19 protein-coding genes are annotated in these 20,326 nt (G+C 72.5%); 9 read left to right on the top strand and 10 right to left on the bottom strand.

All coding sequences use genetic code 11. The annotated features are described in order from the left end of the window. The first annotated feature begins 15 nt into the window (after window positions 1-15). The 3 genes from ACIBSW_RS03565 to ACIBSW_RS03575 all read left to right on the top strand — a co-directional run bounded on the left by ACIBSW_RS03565 (window position 16) and on the right by ACIBSW_RS03575 (window position 2,400). Window positions 16-486, top strand: coding sequence for a hypothetical protein (locus tag ACIBSW_RS03565; RefSeq protein ID WP_354722890.1), 471 nt, complete (start codon window positions 16-18; stop codon window positions 484-486). Next, window positions 483-1,124: a hypothetical protein gene (locus ACIBSW_RS03570; RefSeq protein WP_354722892.1), complete on the top strand. Its 642-nt coding sequence runs from the start codon at window positions 483-485 to the stop codon at window positions 1,122-1,124. The genes ACIBSW_RS03565 and ACIBSW_RS03570 overlap by 4 nt, the downstream gene beginning before the upstream one ends. A 607-nt stretch (window positions 1,125-1,731) precedes the next feature. Beyond that, entirely contained in the window at window positions 1,732-2,400 is a 669-nt protein-coding gene (locus ACIBSW_RS03575; RefSeq protein WP_354722894.1) for a hypothetical protein, read from the top strand. 192 nt (window positions 2,401-2,592) lie between these two features. Here the strand turns inward: ACIBSW_RS03575 and ACIBSW_RS03580 are convergent, their stop codons facing one another. The 4 genes from ACIBSW_RS03580 to fdxA form a co-directional block, all read right to left on the bottom strand. Next, on the bottom strand, window positions 2,593-3,873 hold the full coding sequence (locus ACIBSW_RS03580) for a DUF4407 domain-containing protein (protein WP_354722896.1): 1,281 nt from the start codon (window positions 3,871-3,873) through the stop codon (window positions 2,593-2,595). Window positions 3,874-4,011: 138 nt separating this feature from the next. Next, on the bottom strand, window positions 4,012-4,656 hold the full coding sequence (locus ACIBSW_RS03585; protein ID WP_354722898.1) for an SIMPL domain-containing protein: 645 nt from the start codon (window positions 4,654-4,656) through the stop codon (window positions 4,012-4,014). Between the two features lie 38 nt (window positions 4,657-4,694). Further along, window positions 4,695-5,780, bottom strand: a complete 1,086-nt coding sequence (dapC, locus tag ACIBSW_RS03590; protein ID WP_354722900.1) for a succinyldiaminopimelate transaminase — start codon at window positions 5,778-5,780, stop codon at window positions 4,695-4,697. A gap of 2 nt (window positions 5,781-5,782) precedes the next feature. Further along, window positions 5,783-6,109 carry a ferredoxin gene (gene fdxA, locus ACIBSW_RS03595; RefSeq protein ID WP_239087677.1) on the bottom strand — a complete coding sequence of 109 codons (327 nt, stop codon included), beginning with the start codon at window positions 6,107-6,109 and terminating at the stop codon, window positions 5,783-5,785. A gap of 82 nt (window positions 6,110-6,191) precedes the next feature. Between fdxA and ACIBSW_RS03600 the strand changes: the two genes are divergently transcribed. Next, window positions 6,192-7,154, top strand: coding sequence for a GNAT family N-acetyltransferase (locus tag ACIBSW_RS03600; protein WP_354722903.1), 963 nt, complete (start codon window positions 6,192-6,194; stop codon window positions 7,152-7,154). Between the two features lie 13 nt (window positions 7,155-7,167). On the opposite strand, the gene ACIBSW_RS03605 is transcribed toward ACIBSW_RS03600, so the two are convergent. Genes ACIBSW_RS03605 through mshB form a run of 4 tightly spaced genes read right to left on the bottom strand, consistent with a single transcriptional unit; the run spans window position 7,168 to window position 10,744 of the window. Beyond that, complete coding sequence (locus ACIBSW_RS03605; protein ID WP_354722905.1) at window positions 7,168-7,632, bottom strand: hypothetical protein; 465 nt, start codon at window positions 7,630-7,632, stop codon at window positions 7,168-7,170. Window positions 7,633-7,651: 19 nt separating this feature from the next. Continuing rightward, window positions 7,652-9,400: a VanW family protein gene (locus tag ACIBSW_RS03610; RefSeq protein WP_354722907.1), complete on the bottom strand. Its 1,749-nt coding sequence runs from the start codon at window positions 9,398-9,400 to the stop codon at window positions 7,652-7,654. A gap of 52 nt (window positions 9,401-9,452) precedes the next feature. Then, a complete protein-coding gene (locus ACIBSW_RS03615; RefSeq protein WP_354722909.1) occupies window positions 9,453-9,899 on the bottom strand; it encodes a hypothetical protein in 447 nt (148 codons plus the stop codon). Further along, window positions 9,896-10,744, bottom strand: a complete 849-nt coding sequence (gene mshB / locus ACIBSW_RS03620) for an N-acetyl-1-D-myo-inositol-2-amino-2-deoxy-alpha-D-glucopyranoside deacetylase (protein WP_404799249.1) — start codon at window positions 10,742-10,744, stop codon at window positions 9,896-9,898. Before mshB ends, ACIBSW_RS03615 begins: the two co-directional genes overlap by 4 nt. Before the next feature lie 106 nt (window positions 10,745-10,850). On the opposite strand from mshB, the gene ACIBSW_RS03625 reads away from it, so the two are divergent. The 5 genes from ACIBSW_RS03625 (at window position 10,851) to ACIBSW_RS03645 (ending at window position 16,360) form a co-directional block, all read left to right on the top strand. Beyond that, on the top strand, window positions 10,851-12,602 hold the full coding sequence (locus tag ACIBSW_RS03625) for a prolyl oligopeptidase family serine peptidase (protein WP_404799206.1): 1,752 nt from the start codon (window positions 10,851-10,853) through the stop codon (window positions 12,600-12,602). Then, the gene (locus ACIBSW_RS03630) at window positions 12,599-13,117 is read left to right on the top strand and encodes a Uma2 family endonuclease (protein ID WP_354722915.1); all 519 of its coding nucleotides are present in this window, start codon (window positions 12,599-12,601) and stop codon (window positions 13,115-13,117) included. The genes ACIBSW_RS03625 and ACIBSW_RS03630 overlap by 4 nt, the downstream gene beginning before the upstream one ends. A 70-nt stretch (window positions 13,118-13,187) precedes the next feature. Then, window positions 13,188-13,709 (top strand): Uma2 family endonuclease, encoded by a 522-nt coding sequence (locus tag ACIBSW_RS03635; RefSeq protein ID WP_354722917.1) that lies wholly within the window; start codon window positions 13,188-13,190, stop codon window positions 13,707-13,709. A gap of 81 nt (window positions 13,710-13,790) precedes the next feature. Further along, window positions 13,791-15,125 carry a GH1 family beta-glucosidase gene (locus tag ACIBSW_RS03640; RefSeq protein ID WP_354722919.1) on the top strand — a complete coding sequence of 445 codons (1,335 nt, stop codon included), beginning with the start codon at window positions 13,791-13,793 and terminating at the stop codon, window positions 15,123-15,125. After that, entirely contained in the window at window positions 15,122-16,360 is a 1,239-nt protein-coding gene (locus ACIBSW_RS03645) for an MFS transporter (protein ID WP_354722921.1), read from the top strand. The genes ACIBSW_RS03640 and ACIBSW_RS03645 overlap by 4 nt, the downstream gene beginning before the upstream one ends. Window positions 16,361-16,410: 50 nt before the next feature. Here ACIBSW_RS03645 and ACIBSW_RS03650 read toward each other — a convergent pair whose 3' ends face one another. Next, window positions 16,411-16,845: a hypothetical protein gene (locus tag ACIBSW_RS03650; RefSeq protein WP_354722923.1), complete on the bottom strand. Its 435-nt coding sequence runs from the start codon at window positions 16,843-16,845 to the stop codon at window positions 16,411-16,413. 168 nt (window positions 16,846-17,013) lie between these two features. Then, complete coding sequence (locus ACIBSW_RS03655) at window positions 17,014-20,202, bottom strand: penicillin acylase family protein (protein ID WP_354722925.1); 3,189 nt, start codon at window positions 20,200-20,202, stop codon at window positions 17,014-17,016. Window positions 20,203-20,326: the final 124 nt, after the last annotated feature.

Genomic DNA, 20,326 nt, shown 5'->3' on the forward strand with positions numbered 1-20,326 from the left:
TGGAATGAGGAGACCTTGAAGAGATGGCAGCAGGCGCTCGCCGCGGTGGCGGCCCTCGCGGGGCTGCTCGCCGCGACCTCGCCGCCCGGCGGCTCGGATGAGCAGCCGATGGTCATCGCCTCGGCCCACGCCGGCCACCGCCCCGAGCCGGTCTACCTCATCCTTCGTGGACAGCTGAGCGGGCTCTACCCGGGAGCGGTGAAGCAGATCAAGGTGACCCTGGTCAACGACAGCGGCCACACGATCCGGCTGCACCGGCTCGCCGGGCAACCCGTGACGTCGTCGCGCCGGGAGTGCCGGCCCTCGCCGGCCAACCTCCGGGTCCTCGACTACCGGGGCCGCCTCCCGGTGACCGTCCCGCCGCACACCCGCCGCACGCTCGCCGGTTCGATTCCCATCGCGATGCCGACCGGAGCAACGCCCAAGTGCTCGAACACCCGCTTCTCGATCTTCGTCTCCGGCGCCGGCACCAGGCGGCACCGATGAGGCGGCCGAAGCGGACCGTCCTGATCGCCGGGGTCGTCCTCACCCTGGCGGCCGGCGGCACCCTGGCCGCCAACGCGACCTGGTCGATCCCGGGCCGGTCCGCACCCATGAATCTCAAGACGGCGGAGATGCCGCGCGGCCCCAAGCCGAACGTCACCAAGCAGGGCGGGGCGGCGGTCGTCACCTGGTCGGCCCAGGAGATCGTGCCCGGCGTGGCGATGCGCGGCTACGTCATCACCCGCTACGACGCCGACGACGACTCACCGGCCGAGGCGTTCCCGGCCGTCACCGGCACGACCCTCACCGACGCCGACGTGCCGGCCGGGAAGTTCTACTGGACGGTCACGCCGAAGTTCGCGGCCTGGTCCGGCGAGGAGAGCAAGAAGAGCGAGAACGTGAAGTTCTCCGCTCCGGCCGCCGCCGCGCGGAACGCGGTGGTCCCCACCCCGTCCCCCACCGGACCGGCCGCGCCGACCACCGCCGCCACTCAGACGGCCGGTGGCGGGATTGAGACGGCAGACCCGCCACCGGCCCCGCCCACCACCACCGCCCCGGCGCCGGCTACGACCACCACCCCGCCGCCGGTCGAGACCTCCGCGGACACGGATCCCCCGCCGACGGAGCCCGAGAAGCAGTAGCCACCCCGAGTTCCCGTGGCCCTCGGCGTCAAACAAGGCGTCGGGGGCCACGTGCGTCCGCCTCACTCTCCGTGTGGGATCACACAAACGGATTAGGCCGTACTGACCCTCGGATTTCGCTGTATTCCTGAACACAGCGGACGGTCGCCCGATGCCGGCCGGACCCGCCGTGGGTCATGGTTTTCGAGCAGTCAACGAACCAACAGAAGGTCCGCCCGACGGCGGACCGGACATATGAGTGGCGCTCGGCGATGAGCGGACGGCGGAGACAGTGACCGTCGCGAGTTTGGTTCGCCGGGCCCGCGGTGCTAGCGGCGACGTCTTTCCCGATGAGTTCGGTTTAGCGCGTTGCCGCAGGTCGGGCGCGTGCCGGCGGTTCACATTCCGGCGTACCTCGTGCGGGTTAAGCCGGACAGACCCTCCTGTCCGATTTATGCGCGGGCAACGGCGGACGGATTCCCGATCACGGAGCCAGGCATTTTCCGGGAATGTAGTAGATGCTCCGGTTTTCGCCACCGCACCACCGCAGGAGGAAGCTCCGAATGCGCAAGCTCAGCAGACGGCCAGCCGTCGCGTCACGCACCACCGGCGCCGCCGAGGCGACGCCGTGATCCGCGACCTGCCGGCCGCGCGTGAGGTGCTCACCCGGCGTGACAGCGTGGCCCGGCGCGGCGGCGGCGAGGAGGCGTCCGAGGGCGTGCAGGCCACGCCGGAGAGGACGATCGAGGTGGATCTCGACGACGAGCCCACCGCCGACCTGCGCGGCTCCCGCCGCCGCGGCTGGCTGCGCCGGCTCGACGCGCGGACCCGATCGATCCTGACCGGCGCCGCGGCCGCGGCCGTCGTCGTCAACGCCGGCGCGGTGTGGGCCTACTGGCGCATCACGGACTCGGAGACGGGCCACAACGCCACCGGAACCGTCGTCGAGCTGAACCTGCGCGCCCGCTCGGACCTGAACAAGGCGCTCGAGCCCGGCGGCACCGGAAACCTGACCGTGACGGTCACGAACGACAACGACTTCCCGATCCGGATCACCTCGGTGTCTCCGGGCCAGGGCAACATCATCGCGGACGACGAGCATCGCGAGGCCGGCTGCGCGAACACCGGCGTGGTCGTCGCGCAGAACGCGGTCAAGGTGGCGTGGGAGGTCCCGCGCAACACCGTCGGCGCGTTCACCGTTCCGGACGGCCTCGCGATGAACCCCGACTCCGACAAGGCCTGCGCCGGGGCAGTCTTCGTGGTCCCGGTGCTGGTCTCCGGCACGGCCGCCCGCTGAGGCCGAGCCCGTGCCGGGTCGGGAACGCTGGGCGGGCGGTCATCACGGCGGCGGCGGCGTTTGCGCGCCGCCTCCGCCGCACCTGATGACCACCGGGCGCCCGTCGGTGCCCGGGTGGCGCCACCGCCGGTAACAGAGCGTGGGCCTGGCGGTGCGCAGGAGTGAAATCGTAACGCCGAAATGCAACTTGCACTACGCCCGCAGGCTATCCACATTGCGCAGTGTGCGCGTACCGGTCGGGTGGTGTTCGATCAGCGGGACGTCGGGCAGCGGCGGCAGCGGGCTGCCGGCCACCGAGTCGTAGAGGTGCGCGCGGGCGCGTTCGATCGCGACGTCCGCGATCTCCTCGTCCCGCGAGGCCTTGCCGATGCCCTCGGCCATCACCCGCGAGGTCGCCTCCGCGTACCGCCGGGAGTCCTTGAGGACCTGCTCGTAGCCGATCGCCGCCTCGTGCTCGCGGCCGCGGGCCGCCCGCGCCTCCGACCGCTCGTACGCGTTGCCGTGCGACACGAACTTCAGCCCGACCGCCGCGCAGTCCAGGGCGATCAACAGCAGCGCGATGCCGATGTAGAAGGCGCCGATCCCCCAGAAGTCGGTGCTGACCAGGTACCACATCGCCTGGGTGCGGGCGCCGAAGCCGGCGTCGGCCCGGATCACCGTCGCGTTGACCGTACGCTGATCGGCGATCTTCGCGGTGAGGTCCGCCTGCTCGGCGGCGCGCGCGGTCCGGGCGGCCTTCTGGGTGTCCTGCAGGCGGACGGCCTGCGCGTCCAGCTTCGCGGCCTGGTCGTCGAGGTTGCGGGAGCGCTGGATCAGGGTGTCGCAGAAGCCGCCGGGCGGGCAGCCGGTCCGGCGGGACGCGCCGTTGCCCTCCGAGTCGGCGACGGCCTGCGCGTAGAGCCTGCGGGCGTCCCTGCGCTTCTCCGCCGCCCGCGCGGTCAGCGCCCGCACCAGGCCGTCGTCGGCCGCCGCCTGCCTCTTCAGCTCGCCCATCCGGGCGCCGTACGCGGCGATCGCCCCGCTGCCCTCGCCCGCACTGATCTGCTCGTTGTGCACCTCGTTGAGCCGCGCGTCGATCTCCGCCTGGTAGCGGGCCAGCATCAGGGGCTCGGTGATGATCACCGCGAAGAGCAGGGCCATGGCGAGGCGGCCGGCGTACAGGCCGATGGTGGGGCGGCGCAGCAGGTCCTTGGGATCGGACGAGTCCAGGCGCTCGTAGTTGATCGCCACCCGCCCGACCACGGCCCGGTCGTACGCGACCACCCCGATCGCCACCAGCGGTCCGACCAGCCACCGCCACCACGGGTGCGAGTAGTTCGAGCTGGCGTCGACGAAGGCGGCGCCGCCGACGGTCGCGTACAGGAAGTAGAGCACGATGAAGACGCCGATCGAGTTGTAGAGCACTCGGTCGGAATGGGTCGTCACGCTGTCCGGGTTCACGTTGGCGATCCGGTGCAGCACGCGACGGGCCATGGTGCCGAGTCTCGCCCATCGCGGCGGCGTCTGCGGCCGAAACGGGTGGATCACGCGGGACCGCGAGGCATCCCCCGGGCTGGGCATACCCGATGGGCGCGAGGTGCGCCCGGTGTTCCGCGTTATCGGGCCCGGGAGCTACAGCGTCGGCTCGGTGATGGTCACCCGGACGATCACCGAGGCGTGCACCGTCTGCCGCTGCGGGTCGACGTCGAGCTCGAGATCGGCGTCCGGCGCCCCGCCGAACGCGGCCATCCGCATCATCGGCTGTGCCCCGCCGCCGGTGCCGTCGTCGAGGATCTCCACGAGCCGGTCCACCTCGGCGCCGACGGCCTCGGCGTACTCGCGGGCGCGGCTGAGCGCGTCGGCGATCGCCTCGCGCCGCACCTCGGCGCCCGCCCGGCTGCCGGGCCGCAGCTGCCACCAGGGCCCGGAGACCGAGACCTGGTCCTGGTCGGCCAGGCGCAGCAGCAGCTCGCCGAGGACGCCGAAGTCGGTGACGGTGACCGTGGTGGTGACGCTCCCCGAGTACGCGGCGACGCGCTCGCCGCCGCCGCGCTTGAGCTCGGGACGCACCTGCACGCCGCTGGTCTCGCGGCGCTCGATGGCGTCCGGGAATCCGTCGAGGAGGCCGCGCAGCGCGGCGGCCCGCTCGGTGAGCCGGGTCAGCGCGGTCTGCCGGTCCCGGTCGCGGGCGGACGCGGTCACGGAGAAGACCGCCAGCTCGGGCGGCACCTCGCGGGTCGCCTCGCCGCGGACGACGATCATCGGTTGCTCAGCCATGCGGGAACGCTACCCGCCGGCACGGCGCGACCGGCGGATCAGGTGAGGCGGGCGACGGCCTCGGCGACGCGTTCGTCGGTCGCGGTCAGCGCGATGCGGACGTGCCGGGCCGCGGCCGGGCCGTAGAACGCGCCGGGCGCGGCCAGGATGCCGCGCTGGGCGAGCCAGTCCACGGTGGCCCAACAGTCCTCGCCGCGGGTCGACCACAGGTAGAGGCCCGCGGTGGAGTGCTCGATGGAGAACCCGGCCTTGACGAGCGCGTCCCGGAGCACCTCGCGGCGGGCCGAGTAAAGCTCCCGCTGCGCGGTCACGTGCGTCTCGTCGCCCAGCGCGGCGACCATCGCGGCCTGCACGGGCGCGGGCACGATCATGCCGGCGTGCTTGCGGACCGCGAGCAGCTCCGCGATCAGCGCCGGGTCGCCGCCGAGGAAGCCGGCCCGGTAGCCGGCCAGGTTGGAGCGCTTGGAGAGCGAGTGCACGGAGACGACGCCGGTGTAGTCGCCGCCGCAGACCTCGTCGGCCAGCACCGAGACCGGGGTCTCGTCCCAGCCCAGCGCCAGGTAGCACTCGTCGCTGACCACGACCGCGCCGCGCTCGCGGGCCCAGTCGACCACCTTGCGCAGGTGCGCGGCGGGCAGCACCCGGCCGGTCGGGTTGGACGGCGAGTTGATCCAGACCAGCTTGACCCGCGGGTCCGGGCCGAGCGCGGTCAGCGAGTCGGAGCGCACCACCTCGGCGCCGGCGAGGCGGACGCCGACCTCGTAGGTGGGGTAGCAGACCTGCGGGATGACGACGACGTCACCGGGGCGGACGCCGAGCAGCGTCGGCAGCCACGCCACCAGTTCCTTGGAGCCGATGGTCGGCAGCACGCCGAGCCGGCCGGAGGCACCGCAGGCGCGGGCCAGCCAGCCGGCGATGGCCGCGCGCAGCTCCGGCGTGCCGGCCGTCAGCGGGTAGCCGGGCGCGTCGGACGCGCCGTCCAGCGCCGCCCGGATCAGCGTCGGGACCGGGTCGACCGGGGTGCCGATCGACAGGTCCACGATGCCGGCCGGGTGCGCCGCGGCGACCGCCTTGGCCGGCTCCAGCAGGTCCCAGGGGAAATCGGGCAGCTTGGCCGACAGCACGGTCAGTGTGCGTCGCCGCGCGGCGGCTGCGAAGTCACGAACGGGGTGTCCTTGTCGATCTTGCCGACCTTGGAGGCGCCACCGGGCGAACCGAGGTCCTCGAAGAACTCGTAGTTCGCGGTCGTGTAGTCCTTCCACTGCTCCGGCACGTCATCCTCGTAGAAGATGGCCTCCACCGGGCAGACCGGCTCGCAGGCACCGCAGTCGACACACTCATCGGGGTGGATGTAGAGCATCCGATTGCCCTCGTAGATGCAGTCGACGGGGCATTCCTCGATGCATGCCTTGTCGAGCACATCGACGCAGGGCTCAGCGATGATGTAGGTCACGGTCTTTCCCTTCCAGAGCCACGCCGCGGGACACCGCGGCGGTACGAGCAGAGCCTAGTATCTCGCCGGAAGGAGGTGGCACGTGCTCCGACGGCAGGATGTGGGACACCGGGTGGTGGTTCGCCGAATTGTAGGCGTTTCCCAAAATCGTCCACTTTTCGCCGACGCTCTCGGCGAGCTGGTCGAGCTGACCGAGACGGAACTCACGCTGGCCACCGCCAAGGGGACGCTGCGCGTACCGCTGGGGGAGGTGCACCGCGCCAAGCGGGTGCCGCCCGCCCGCCGGCCGCCCGCCGCGGAGGTGGTCGCCCTCGAACTCGCCGCGAACGAGGCCTGGCCGGCCCCGATCCAGGCCCGGCTGGGCGGCTGGATCCTGCGCGCGGCGGAGAACTGGACGGGACGGGCCAACGCCGCGCTCGCGGTCGGCGACCCGGACCGCACGCTCGAGGCCGCCATCGACGCCGTCGAGCAGTGGTACGCGGCCCGCGGCCAGCGCCCGATGATCAACACTCCGATGCCGCTGGCCGCCCCGGTCAACGCCGCGCTCGACGGCCGCGGCTGGACGGCCCGCCCGCTGACGCTCGTGCAGACCGCCCCGGTGCACGCCCTGGTCGGCGACGTCGCGCCGCGGCGGGACCTGCCGCCGGTCGAGCTCGCCGACAGCCCCGCCGACGCCTGGTACGAGATGGTCGCCGAGCACAAGGGCGCGCTGCCCGCGGTCGCGAGGCAGCTGCTCACCGGCGTACCGGAGGTGGTCTTCGCGTCCGTGCGGGACGAGGCCGGCGACCTGCTCGCGGTCGGCCGCGGCGCGGTCACCGGCCCGGATCGCTGGCTCGGGGTCTCCCTGGTGCAGACCGCGCCCGCCGCCCGCCGGATGGGCCTGGGCCGGCACCTGATGCGCGCGGTGGCCGGCTGGGCGACGCAGCGCGGCGCCGCGCGGGCCTACCTGCAGGTCGAGGAGCGGAACACCCCCGCGACCGCGCTCTACCAGGGGCTCGGTTTCCGCACCCACCACACCTACCTGACCCGCGAGGCGCCGGACTGACCGGCGCGGCGGCTCAGCGGCGGACGACCCGGCGCGGCTTGGTGGTCTTCGCCTTGGCGAAGGCCGCCAGCGAGCGGGAGCGGTAGTCGCGCCCGAGCATGGTGGCGATCCAGTAGCCGAGCAGCGTGCCGACGATCGCGAAGCCGCCGTAGAGCCAGACCTGCGAGAAGAAGTTGCCCGCGCCCGCGGCGAACGGGGTGTCGCCGCTGATGAACGGGCCGACCAGGATGGTCAGCAGCATGCCGCCGAGCGCCGCGGCACCGACCTCGGGCAGCCAGGTGCCCGCCGGGACGCGCTGCGCCCGGACGAAGGTCACGATCGCCAGCACGATGCCGATGGTGGCGAACATGATCAGCGAGACCCGGCTCTCGGCCGTCTCGTTGTCGGTGAAGCCGATGCGGATGACGAGCCGCGCTATCGCATTGATCGCGAACAGAACGACCGCCAGCACCGCGACCGGCACCCAACGCTGCTTCATGGCGTACTCCCCTGACGAGCTACGGCTTCTCGCCGCAAATGAATCGTGGCTCGGGATCGTAACGCCAGGTGAACTTCTCGCGCTCGATCTCTTTGCCGTCCTTGCGGATGACGCGCCACGCGTCCTGGGTGAAGCCCGGTAGCCCGCTGCTGGTGATGCACTTCGGCCCCGCCTCGCGGTGCACGGTCTGCGGCGAGGTGAGGTCGCGACGCGGGCCGAGCACGGTCTTGACGCTGTCGTAGACCTTGGTGCTCCACATCGTGACCGTCACGGACCTGTTGGTGTACGACGTGTCGATGAAGATCCCGTACGGCGTGGTGTTCCTGAACTTCAGATCGAGCGTCGGGTAGAAGATCGTCGACTCGATGACCGGCGGATAGCGGGAGAAGTAGAACGAGTGCGGCTTGTGCTCGACGTCCTCGAGCCCCGCGTAGTAGGCGGCGTTGAAGAGCGTCGTGGTGAACTGCGAGGCACCGCCGCCGACGCCCGGCTCGAGCTTGCCGCCGACGATGACCGGCGCGTCCTGGTAGCCGGCGTCGTAGTCGCGCTCGCCGGTGTGCCCGTTCAGCGAGAACGTCGCGCCGGGCAGCACGAGCGCGCCGTCGACCGCCCGGGCGATGGTCATGATGTTCTGGCTGCGCGGGGAACCGCCGCCGCCGGTGAAGTGCGTGGTGAAGGTGGAGACCTTCTCCTTGATGCCGAGCCGGGTCAGGTCGGCGTCGGTCAGGGCGGCGGCCTGCGAGGTGAGGCTCGCGGTGACGGCCCGGGGCGCCGGGTTGGGCAGCATGCCGAGCAGCGCCGGGCCGAGCAGGTTCAGGTCGACCAGGTCGCCTGGGCGGCCCGCCACGATCTTCGGCTTCCCGCCCTTCAGCACGATCTTCGCCGCCTCGGGCGGGGTCTCGACCTTGGCGAACTCCTTCGCCGCGGCGGCGTGCAGCCGCGCGCCGTCGATCGCCGGGGTCAGCAGGCCGTTGTCGTCGGCGCGGAAGACCAGGCCCTTGGCGATCGCCTTGCGCGTCAACGTGAACGAACGGTCACCAACGGTGACCTTGACCGGCGCCGCGACGGCCGGGACGGCCAGCTGGGCCACCAGCGCGTCGACCTGCTCCGCCGTGGTCGCCGGCGGCTTGGTGACCAGCTCGATCTCGGCCGCGCCGCCGGTCAGCCAGGACCGCCGGATCGCGGCGGCGGCGGCCGGCACGTCGAGGTTCCGGCCCGGCGCCGGGTGGGTGGCCTCCGGCGTCAGCCCCGCGTACGCGATGCCGGGCTTCTTCAGCGTGATCTGCTTCGGGTCGACCTCCGCGCGCAGCACCGCCTCGAGCTTCGCCTCGTCCAGCTCGATCACCGGCGGCACCGTCCGGCCACCGAACAGCGCCGGGCTGCCGCTGCGGATGGCCCGGCCGACGGACAGGTCGACGTTGAGCGTCATGGCGATGGCGGCGGGCTCGATCGAGAAGCTCCTGCCCGCCAGCCTCACCGTGACCGGGTGGCTGGTGCGCGGCCCGACGCCGTTGGTCAGCGTGCGCTCGGCGTCGGTGCGCGACATCCCGCCCAGGTCGACGCCGAGGACGCTGGTGCCGCGCGGCACGTCGCCGACGTACGCCCAGGCGGCCGCGGCCGCTCCCGCGATGAGCACGGCCGCGACGGTGCCGACCACGACGATCCGCCGGCGGCCGGCCGGGCCCTCGGCGGGGCTCGCATCCTGCGGTGGCACCGGCTGCGGCACGGTCGTTGGGGCCTGATCGACGGAGGGCTCAGAGGCGAACACGGCGCAAGTGTGCAGGTCGGGCGGCGATCGCGACAAACGCCACGAGGGGTCGTCACATCTTTGTGACAGGCGGCGGCTTCAGGATCTGGCGGTACGTGTACACCGCGAATGTGAGGCTTCCCACCAGGATCATCACCAGCGCGACCCAGTTGTCGCCGCTGATCAGATAGTCGCCCTCCGGGGTGCGGAACCCGGCCGCCGCGAACATGATCAATGTCCAGACCGCCCACGGCGGCCCGAGCGCCCAGCGCCGCCCCACGGTCGTCACGGCGAACCAGCAGATCGCCAGATTGCCGACCACGGCCGCCGGCACCGCGACCCCGATCGGTATCCCGTCGATCCGCAGCGGGGTCAGCACCAGCTCCAGGACGGCGGTGAAGACCGCGGCGAGCATCGCCACGACCAGCCCGGCGGTCCGGATCGTCGTCTCGAGCCTCCGGCTCGGCTCGGCCGGTGGCGCCGGATCGGCCGACGGGGAGGCGGGAGCCTCGAGGGTCATCGCCCGACCACGTTGCTGAACAGGTCGGCCTCCCACTTGTGCGGGCCGCTCACCTCGCCGCGCTCGCCCTTGACCAGGGTGAAGTACTCGACGCCCATGAACTCGCCGCCGAAGTCGCCGGCGATGCCGTACAGCCAGGAGTTGGCCGGGATCTGGGTCGCGTGCGCGCGCATCGCGGCGACCTTGCGCTCGTAGAAGTCCGTGCCGTCGATCCGGGCCGCGATCTCGTCGTCCGGGTGGCCGAACGGCAGGTCCTCGACGTTCTCCACGTCGGCGAACGGGTTGTCGTCCATGCCCCGGAACGCCTCCATGCCGCCCTCGAGCACGCTCAGCGGCATGGCGGTCCAGTAGATCTTCTCCGGCCCGAAGCCCTCGGCCTCGGCCAGCTCCGCCGCGCGCATCGCGACCCGGTGCGCCTGGATGTGGTCGGGGTGGCCGTAGAAGCCGTTCTCGTCGTAGGTGATGAGGACCTGCGGGCGTACCTCCCGCATGATCTCCAGGCACAGCCGGGCCGCCTCCTCGAGGTCGGCCCGCCAGAACGCCCGGGGGTGGTCGTTGGTCTGCTCGCCCATCATCCCCGAGTCGCGGTAGCGTCCCGCGCCGCCGAGGAAGCGGTAGTCGGTGACGCCGAGCGCCGCGCAGGCCCGCTCCAGCTCGCCGATCCGCCACCCGCCGAGCTGGTCCGCCTGCCGGGCCTCGAGCTGCGCCAGCTCGGGGACGTGGATCTCGCCCTCCTCGCCGAGCGTGCACGTCACCAGCGTCACGCCGGCGCCCTCGGAGACGTACCGGGCCATGGTGGCGCCGGTGCCGGTGACCTCGTCGTCGGGGTGGGCGTGCACGAGCATCAGGCGGCGTGCGGGCAGCGCATTCGTCACGCGCGCCACTCTACGCGCGAGCGTGGGCCGCCCCCACCTGCGCGGTTTGCCGGGCGGGAGGGGCCGGTGATCGGCGATGCTGGTCGGCGTGGAGTATCCCGAACTCGCGGACCGCACCGGCGGGTTCCGCTTCGGCACCCCGCACGCCCTGACGGTCGGCGACGACGGCGCGCGGGTCGCGTTCCTGCGCTCCGCCGGCCCGCGGGACCCGGAGCCCGGGCTGTGGTCCCTCGACGTCGCCACCGCGGCGCTCACCCTGGTCGCGGCGGGACCCGTCCACGCGTACGCGGGCTCGGCGAAGCTCGACGTGCTGACCTGGGCGTACGAGGGCGGGCTGTTCTCCTCCACCGCCGGGCGGATCGGCACCGCCGAGGCGGCCCTGGACCCGCGCCCCGACCCCACCGGGCGGCACATCGGCTACCTCACCCCGGACGGCTGCCTGCGGGTGGTCACCGGCTCCGACGATCAGTTGCTCGCGGGCGAGACCGGCGGCGGCGCGACCTGGGGTGCCGCGGAGCCGGTCGCGGCACAGTTCGGCCGCGACCGCGGCTGGTGGTGGTCGCCCGACGGGACTTTGATCCTGGCCGTACGTAGCACCCCTGCGCCGAGCCTGCACCTGCTGGACCTGTACGGCGGCTGGGTCGACGTGCACTGGGACCGCGAGACCTACCCGTACCTGGTCGACGTGCGCTGGGGCGGCGCCGGCAACGCCCTGATCACGGTGCTGCGGCGCACCCAGCAGCACGGCCTGGTGCTCTCGGTCGACCCGCGCACCGGCGAGACCCAGGTGCACGCCGAGCTCGCCGACGCGCGCTGGGTCGAGCCCGTGCCGGGCACGCCCCGGCTGCTGCCCGACGGCCGGGTCATGGTCGGCGGCGAGCTGGCACACGACGGCTTCGACGCCCGCTGCCTCTTCGCCGACGGCAGCCTGATCACCCCGCCCGGCCTCTACGTGCGCCGGGTCGCCGGCGTCCTGCCGCGGCCGGCCGGCGGCCCCGAGATCATCGTCGAGGGCACCGAGGGCGAGCCAGCCGAGCAGCACGTCTTCGCGGTCCGCACGGCACAGGCCGGCGGCGTCAGCGCCCGCCGGCTCACCGAGGAGCCCGGCTGGCACACCGCGGCGGTCGGCGGCGACGTGCTCATCACCGACCTGACGGTGGTCCGCGGCTCAGCCGTCATGACGCTGCCGTCGCTGGCCGAGCCGCTCCCGTACGCGCCGGCGCCGGTCCTCGAGCGGGTGACCGACCGGCGGCTGCCGAGCGGGGTCCTCTACCCCACCGGCCACGTGACCGGCACCCGGCTGCCGGTCCTGCTCGAGCTGGGCGCGGGGCCGGGACATCAGGAGGTCGTTTCCGACCCGGCCCGGTGGCAGGAGCGGCAGTGGTGGGCCGACGCCGGCTTCGTCGTGGTCAGCGTCGACTCCCGGGGTACGCCGGGAGTGGCGCCGAGCTTCGAGAAGGTGATCTACCGACGGCTGGCCGACGTGGCGCTGACCGACCAGATCGACGCGCTGCACTCCCTCACCGGCAAGCACCCCGACCTGGACCTGAACCGGGTCGCGGTGCGCGGCACCGGCCTCGGCGGCTGGCTGGCGGCGGTCGCCGTGCAGCGCCGGCGCGACGTCTTCCGCTGCGGCGTCGCCCGCGACCCGATCATCGACTGGGCCGGGCTGCCCGCCGCGTACGCGGAGCGCTACCTCGGCAGCCTCGCCGACAACGCCGACGTCTACGAGCACCACCGCGTGGAACCGGCGGCGGCCGGCCTACTGATCTCCCCCGCCGGGGGCCTGTCCGAAGAACTCGCATTCGTGACCCGGGAGTGTGCATGACGTCAACGCTGATCGGCCGCAGCCTGCCTCTCGAAGCCCTCGCCACGACGGAGGCCGACTATGTGCAGCTCGGCGAGACGTCGGCCCGCACGGAGCTGTGGGACGGCGGGGTACTGGCTTGCCCGAGGGACACGCCGAGACATCAGATGATCCTCAGCGCGCTGGGCAACGCGCTCCGGGCGAACCGCGCGGACCTGAACGTGATCGCGGGCGTGCCGGTGCACCTGGGACCCGGCCGGATCGCGGTGCCGGACCTGATCATCGCGGGCACCATCGACCCGGACCAGCCGCTGGTCGACGCCAGGTCGGTGCGCCTGGTCTGCGAGATCACGTCCCCGACCAGCGCGACGGTGGACTGGTCGCTGAAGATGCACGCGTACGCGCAGGCGGGCATCCCGTGCTACCTCGTCGCGGAGCCGGAACGGGGTCTGCTGCACAGCTACATGCTGTCGGCGCAGGGCTACGTCGAGCAGTCGGTGATGCAGCTCGTCCGAGTCACCGGCCTGAATCTGTGAACGGCACGATCATGCTCACCTGTGGGAAGCTCGGGTCATGACGTCCGCCATCTTCGGCCGGGGAGTGCCGATGACAGAGCAGGAGTTCCTCGCGCTGGGCGAGACCTCCGAGCGCGTCGAACTCTTCGACGGGAGCTTGTACGTGACCCCGGCACCGACTCCCCGGCATCAGCACATCTCCAGTGAGCTGAAGTTCGCACTCCGGACCGCCGCCCGTGCCGCCGGCCTCTACATCCACGAGGCCGTGAACGTGCGGTTGCGACCCAACCGGATCCCGATTCCGGACCTCGTCATCAGCTACAAGATCGACTTTGACGAGCTGGTCATCGACGCCGAGTCGATCGTGGTGGTGTGCGAGATCGTCTCGCCCTCGAATGCCGCCACCGACCGGGTGCTGAAGATGCACTACTACGCGGACGCCGGCATCCGGTGGTACCTGCTGATCGAGCAGGAGACCGGCACGCTGCAGCTCTACGAGCTCGCGGGTCGCCACTACACGGAGCGGTCGGTCACGAAGGCCGACGACGTGCTGCACCTGACCGAGCCGCTGGACGCGGAGATCTCCCCCGGTGACCTGCTCCCGCCCGACTGACACCAGGCCCGCCCGACCCCTACCGCAGCCCTCACCCCGGCACTAACCTGAGCCGCGTTCACCTTTGAGGGGATGTGGGTCATGGGCGCGCTGCCGAGCTTTCCGCCGGGCTTCCTGTGGGGCGTGTCGACCGCGTCCTACCAGATCGAGGGCGCCGTGCACGAGGACGGCCGGGGCACGTCGATCTGGGACACCTTCGCACACACGCCCGGCCGCGTCCGCGACGGCGACACCGGCGACGTCGCCTGCGACCACTACCACCGCTGGCCGCAGGACGTGGAGCTGCTCGCCAACCTGGGTGTGCGCGCCTACCGGTTCTCCATCGCCTGGCCCCGGATCCAGCCCGGCGGCTCCGGGCCCGCCAACCCCCGCGGCCTGGACTTCTACGACGGCCTGGTCGACGCCCTGCTGGCGCGCGGGATCGCGCCGGTCCCCACGCTGTACCACTGGGACCTGCCGCAGGAGCTGGAGGACGCCGGCGGCTGGCTGAACCGCGACACCGCGTACCGGTTCGCCGAGTACGCGGCCGTCGTCGCGGACCGGCTCGGCGACCGGGTCACCCGCTGGATCACCCTGAACGAGCCGATCGTGCACCTGGCCGAGGGCTACGCCTTCGGCACCGGCGCGCCCGGGCGGGCGCTGATGTTCGAGGCGCTCCCGGCCGCGCACCACCAGCTGCTCGGCCACGGCCTGGCGGTGCGGGCGCTGCGCGATCGCGGCGCCACCGAGGTGATGATCACCAACAACTGCACGCCGGTGCAGCCGGCCGGGCCCGGGGCCGAGGACGCCGTCGCGGCCGCGGTCTACGACGCGTTCCACAACGGACTCTTCCTCGACCCGATGCTGACCGGCCGGTATCCGGAGCTGCCGGGGCTCGGCGACGACTCGCCGTTCATCCGCGACGGCGACCTCGACATCATCAGCACGCCCGTAGACGCGCTCGGCGTCAACTACTACCAGCCGACCCGGGTCGGCGCGGCGGGCGCCGACAGCCCGCTGCCGTTCGAGATGCTGCCGATCGAGGGCGTGCCGCAGACCGCGTTCGGCTGGCCCGTCGTGCCCGGCGGGCTGCGCGACCTGATGGTCGGGCTGCGTGAGCGCTACGGCGCCGCGCTGCCGCCGATCTACATCACCGAGAACGGCTGCTCCACCGAGGATGTGCCCGACGCGGACGGCCTGGTGCACGACACCGCGCGGATCGAGTACCTCGACGGTCACCTGCGCGCGCTGCGCGAGGCCATCGACGCCGGCGTCGACGTCCGCGGGTACTTCGTCTGGTCGCTGATGGACAACTTCGAGTGGGCCGAGGGCTACCACCAGCGCTTCGGGCTGGTCCGCGTCGACTACGACACCCAGGTCCGCACCCCGAAGGACTCGTACGCCTGGCTCCGCTCGGCGCTGGCGAACCAGCCGTGACCGTCCCGGAGACCGCGACCGCGGAGCCGACCGCCCGGGTCGGCGCCCGCTGGATCGGCCTGCTGTCGCTGGCCAACCTCGGCCTGTGGATGGCCTACTTCGGCCCGCTCCAGGTGCTGCTGCCCAACCAGGTGCAGGCGGTGGCGGGCGACGACAAGACCACCGTGCTCGGCATCGTCACCGGCGCCGGCGCGCTGGTCGCCGTCCTGGTCGGCCCGATCGCGGGCGCCCTGTCGGACGCCACGACCGCGCGCACCGGGCGCCGGCACACCTGGATCGCCGTCGGCGCGCTGCTCGGCTGCGCCGGCCTGACCCTGCTGGCCGCGCAGCACACCGTGCTCGGGCTGACGCTCGGCTGGTGCGCGGCGCAGGTCGGGCTCAACACCCTGCAGGCCGGGCTCACCGCGATCGTCCCGGACCGCGCGCCGGTACGGCAGCGCGGGCTGGTCTCCGGCTGGGTCGGCCTGACCCAGTCGATCGGCGTGGTCATCGGCGTCCTGCTGGTCACCCTCGTGGTGACCGGCACCGGCGGCTACCTGCTGATCGGCGTGCTGGTCGTGCTGAGCGCGGCGCCGTTCGTGCTGGCCACGCCCGATCCCCCGGCGGCGCCCGGCACCGTGCCGCGGCTCAGCGGCCGGGCGCTGCTCGGCTCGTTCCGGTTCAACGTGCGCGACAACCCCGACTTCGGCTGGGCCTGGATCACCCGTTTCCTGGTGCAGCTCGGCAACGCCATGGCCACGCTCTACCTGCTGTACTTCCTGCGCGACCGGGTGGGCCACCCGGACCCCGACACCGGGCTGCTGCTGCTCATCGTCGTGTACACCGCCGCGACCCTGCTGACCGTGGTCGTCGGCGGGGTGCTGTCGGACCGCACCGGCCGGCGCAAGCCCTCGGTGATCGTGTCCGGGTACGTCATGGCCGCCGCGGCCCTGCTCCTCGCGTTCTGGCCGACCTGGGCCGGCGCCCTGACCGCCGCGGCCGTTCTCGGGCTGGGCTTCGGCGTCTACCTCTCCGTCGACCAGGCACTGATCACCCAGGTGCTCCCGGCCGCGCAGGACCGGGCCCGGGACCTCGGCATCATCAACATCGCCAACTCGGCGCCCCAGGTGCTCGGTCCCGCGCTGGCCTTCCCGATCGTGGCCTACCTCGGTGGCTATCCGACGCTCTACCTGACGGTGGCCGCGGTGACGGTGCTCGGCTCCGTCCTGGTCACCCGGATCCGCTCGGTCGCCTGACGCCGGGCCTCCGTCCCGCGGCCCCATCGACCGTGCCGACGACGGCACCGTCAAGGACCGAACGTGGCGACCAGGCCGGACAGCACCGCGGCCAGGCCGAGGACCGCGAACGGACCGGCGGCCCACGCCGCGGCACGCGCCACCCGGCGGTCGGCTCCGGCCTCGCCGAGGTCGCCGCGGACGTGTCGATAGCCGCCGGGTCCACCGGGCAGGGCGAGGACCAGCAGCGGCGTGTAGAGCAGGCATCCCGGCACGACGGCGTAGGCCGCGTACCGAGCCGCATCGAAGTGCCGTGCGAGTGCGATCCCCGCGATGCAGAACAGGCCGAACGCCAGCAGCCCGCCCAGCTGCAGCCCGGCCGCGACCGCCGCCGCTCGTGCCGGTCGGCCCCGGGCGGCGTCGACCACCACCGAGTACACCCGCCTGGAGAACAGGTGTGCGACCACGAGTGCCCAGCACAACAACCCGATGAACCCGAAGATCAAGAACACACCCCGCTTGTCCGCACCCGCCCGGCCGGCGGCGCGTCCCATGATCCTCAACGGCCGCGCCGACCCTATGGCCGGGTCGGGGCCGGGGGTTGAGCGTGGCCGTCCCGGTGAGGAACCGTCTTGCACGCGGGCGACGGCCACCTCACCGGAACGGTCCACCCTCTAACGCGAGTAGAGCTCCACCTCGTACGCCGAGAAGCCGTACGTGGTGGCCCGGGTCTGCCCGTACAGGCGGACGTAGCGGGCGGCGGTCGCGGTGAAGGCGACGTTGTCCAGGCCGCCGTTGCCGCCGGTCACGGCCGCCACCGGGGTCCAGGTGCCGCCGTCGGCGGACACCTCGATCCGGTACGCGGTCGCGTACGCCGCCTCCCACCTGATCACCATCCGGGCCACCGACCGGCTCGCGCCCAGGTCGATGCGCAGCCACTGGTTGTCGGCGGACGAGCTGGCCCACCGGGTGGTCGGGCTGCCGTCGACCGCGTTGGCCGCCGGATAGAACAGCTGGCTGCTCGACGCGGTGACCGGCCGCCCGGCCGCCAGGTTGGACAGGTCGTCGCCGCGCTTGGCCGGGAACGAGACCACCTGCTGGTACGTCGGGCGGTTCTGCCAGGCGATCGGGTCGTGCGTGATGCCGCCCAGCGGCGACTGCACGATCGCGTCGGCGCACCACTGGTCGCCGGCGGCGCAGTGCGTGTCGCCGGGATAGGTGGTGGCGGCCGGCTCGGCCAGCGCGGCCGAGAGGCTGGTCAGCAGCGCGCCGCGGCAGGCGCCGAGCGCGCCCGCGCCGCAGTACGTCCGCGGCCAGCCCGCGACCTGGTCGCCCAGCGCCGCGCGCAGATCCTTCTCGACATAGCCCCACCAGCCGTACTGGAAGGACGAGCCCTTGTGCGACTGCGCCTCGTTGGCCGCGGTCGGCAGGCTGGAGTGCCGCCCGGTCTGGCCGCCCGAGGGCGACTCGTTGATCTGCAGCGTGTCGACCAGCGCCTGGTACAGCCCGTCGCCCAGCCCGGACTCGAACTGCGCCGACACCAGCCGCGGCCACCACGCGTCGAAGATCCGGATGGCCTCGGCGTCCTGGTAGGCGTGGCTGCCCGCGGCGGTCTCGATCCGGTGCGAACCGCGCTGCTGCCAGGCGCGCAGCTTGGCCACCGCGGCCGCCTGCGCGGTGTCGGTGACCGTGCCGGTGTCGATCACCCGGAGCAGGTCGTCGAGGACCTCCGAGCCGCGCAGGTCGGTGGTGCCCGCCGACTCGACGACGCTGAGCAGCGAGGCCCGGTCGAACCTGGTCCCGGCCTGCAGCGCCGCCTTGATCGGCCGGTCCAGCAGGTCGCCGCGGTGCACCGCGCCGAAGCTGAAGTTGCCGTCGGCCGCGGAGTAGTTCGCCGCCTGCTTGTTGTTCCAGCTGATGAAGTAGTCCTGGTTGACCGCCTGCGGATGGCTCGCCTGCGGCTGGTAGGTGGCCGTGTTGGTGTCCGGGTTCCAGCCGGCCCACTCGTAGGCGGCCTGCGCCCGGGTGGGCAGGTTCGGGTCGGCGCCGGCCGCGCGCACCGGCGCGGCGCCCGACATGAAGTACGCCGCGTCGGCGGAGTTGACGTAGAACCAGTTGAACGCGAACGAGATCGTCGACGCCGAGGCGGCGAACGCCGCCGGCGTACCCATCTGGTCGGGCTCGTTGAACATCTGGAACCCGATGGCCGAGTCGGCCTCGTGCCGGTAGGTCGAGCGCAGGCTGGTGAACGCGACCGGCTTACCGCCGACCAGGCCGCGCCAGCTCACCAGGCCGTACCTGGTGCGCAGCATGGTCAGCCGGTAGGAGCCCGCGGGCGTCGAGTCGGCCGTCGTCGGCGCCCAGGAGTTGGTCCGCGACAGCGGCTCCATGGCCAGGCACTGACCGTGGTAGAGGTAGTGGGTCGAGGCGGCGGTCGGCGCGCTGCCGTCGGTCTCACAGAGCTCGGCGGCGAAGGTGTCGGTGATGTCCTGCACCGACGACGTGGCGCTCCACGCGTAGTCCGGTCCGCGGCCGATCAGGGTGTACAGGTTCAGCCCGGAGAAGGCGACGCCCCGGCTGCTGATCCCCGGGCCCTGCAGCTCCTGCAGCATCAGCAGCTGCGGCGCGAAGTAGCCGGTCTGCGGGCCGAAGACGGCGATCGGGTGCCCGGTCGCCGAGTGGGCCGCCGAGATCACCGCCGCGTTGGACATGCCGCGGTGCCGGCCGTCGACCCGCAGCCCGCCGAGCGACTCGGCGATGGCGCTGGTGCCGGTCGCCGCGGCTGAGACGGCCGAGCCGGTCTTGTCGTAGACCAGCGGCTCGGGCGTCGCGGTGCCGGCGTCCGGCATCGCCACGCCGGCCGCGTTCGGGTCGCCGGCGCCGTACGGGAAGGACTGCCCGTTGTGCAGGGTGAGCACGGCCTCGGGGTCGTTCTGCGACCGGAACGCGGTCCAGACCTGATCGCCGATCGCGTTGCCGTACTTCGCCCGGGCCGCGATCCGGACCAGGGCCGACTGCATCTCGGTTCCGCCACCGCCGCCGAACAGGCCACCGATCACGCCGGCGACCGCGATCAGGTCGGTCAGCTGGAAGTTCACCGGTCCGCCGGCGTTGGTGGCCGCGTCCAGGTGCCCGGTCAGCACGTACTCGCCGGGGCAGTCCCGGGCGGACATGCAGTCGGCGATGTACTTGTTGATCCCGGCGATGTACGACTGCACGTCGGCGTAGAGCTGGGCGCCGCGGGTCCCGGAGACGCGCAGCGCGTCGATCTGCGCCTGCAGGTCCGCCTCGGTGTACGGCGAGTTGCGCCAGACGCTCTGCTCCAGCTCCCGGTTGCCCGCCGCGCCGCCGGCGAACGAGGTCAGCTGGCCGCGGGCGACGTGGCGCATCAGGTCCATCAGGAACAGCCGGTCCTCGGCGCCGGCGTAGCCCGCGCCGAACATCGTGCCGGCCCGGGTGGTTCCGGTGATGTGCGGGATGCCGAGGGCCTTGTCGCGCACCACGGTCACGTCGGAACGCGGTGAGTAGCTGCGCTCCACCTGGTTGGCGGGCACGCCGTAGCTGCTGTCGTTGAAGAACGTGTTGATCTGCTGGCCGGTCAGGCCGGTGTAGTTGTAGGTCAGGTTCGCGTACCGGGCCAGTTGGTCGCCGGAGTGCGCGGGCATCGTGCCGAGGGCCTGGTGGCTCAGGATCTCGAGCAGGTCGGCGTTGCCGTTCTGCCCCGGCGGCAGGATGTCCGAGCATTCGCCGAGGCAGTAGTCGTTGGTGGAGTAGGCGGCCGCCGCCGGCGTGGCGAGCAGCGGATTGAGCACGGTGGCCGCGACGAGGGTGACGGTGAGCAGGGGGGCAAGGCGTCGGCGCATGGGGGTTCCCTTCCGGGACGCACGAACGCGAGAAGGATTCATAATGTTACGCACGTGTGAACGCTCCACACCAGAGCATCATGGCCATCGATTCAACCGGGGAGTGTCGGAGGCGCCCGCTAGG

It is taken from the genome of Actinoplanes sp. NPDC049668 (genome assembly GCF_044465445.1).
GTDB lineage: Bacteria > Actinomycetota > Actinomycetes > Mycobacteriales > Micromonosporaceae > Actinoplanes.

Bases quoted from the DNA above. Each gene is read 5' to 3' on its own strand.
- ACIBSW_RS03570 (WP_354722892.1), top strand. From the start codon at position 483: ATGAGGCGGCCGAAGCGGACCGTCCTGATCGCCGGGGTCGTCCTCACC.
- ACIBSW_RS03580 (WP_354722896.1), bottom strand. From the start codon at position 3,873: ATGGCCCGTCGCGTGCTGCACCGGATCGCCAACGTGAACCCGGACAGC.
- ACIBSW_RS03585 (WP_354722898.1), bottom strand. From the start codon at position 4,656: ATGGCTGAGCAACCGATGATCGTCGTCCGCGGCGAGGCGACCCGCGAG.
- ACIBSW_RS03605 (WP_354722905.1), bottom strand. From the start codon at position 7,632: ATGAAGCAGCGTTGGGTGCCGGTCGCGGTGCTGGCGGTCGTTCTGTTC.
- ACIBSW_RS03615 (WP_354722909.1), bottom strand. From the start codon at position 9,899: ATGACCCTCGAGGCTCCCGCCTCCCCGTCGGCCGATCCGGCGCCACCG.
- mshB (WP_404799249.1), bottom strand. From the start codon at position 10,744: ATGCTCGTGCACGCCCACCCCGACGACGAGGTCACCGGCACCGGCGCC.
- ACIBSW_RS03625 (WP_404799206.1), top strand. From the start codon at position 10,851: ATGCTGGTCGGCGTGGAGTATCCCGAACTCGCGGACCGCACCGGCGGG.
- ACIBSW_RS03630 (WP_354722915.1), top strand. From the start codon at position 12,599: ATGACGTCAACGCTGATCGGCCGCAGCCTGCCTCTCGAAGCCCTCGCC.
- ACIBSW_RS03635 (WP_354722917.1), top strand. From the start codon at position 13,188: ATGACAGAGCAGGAGTTCCTCGCGCTGGGCGAGACCTCCGAGCGCGTC.
- ACIBSW_RS03640 (WP_354722919.1), top strand. From the start codon at position 13,791: ATGGGCGCGCTGCCGAGCTTTCCGCCGGGCTTCCTGTGGGGCGTGTCG.
- ACIBSW_RS03655 (WP_354722925.1), bottom strand. From the start codon at position 20,202: ATGCGCCGACGCCTTGCCCCCCTGCTCACCGTCACCCTCGTCGCGGCC.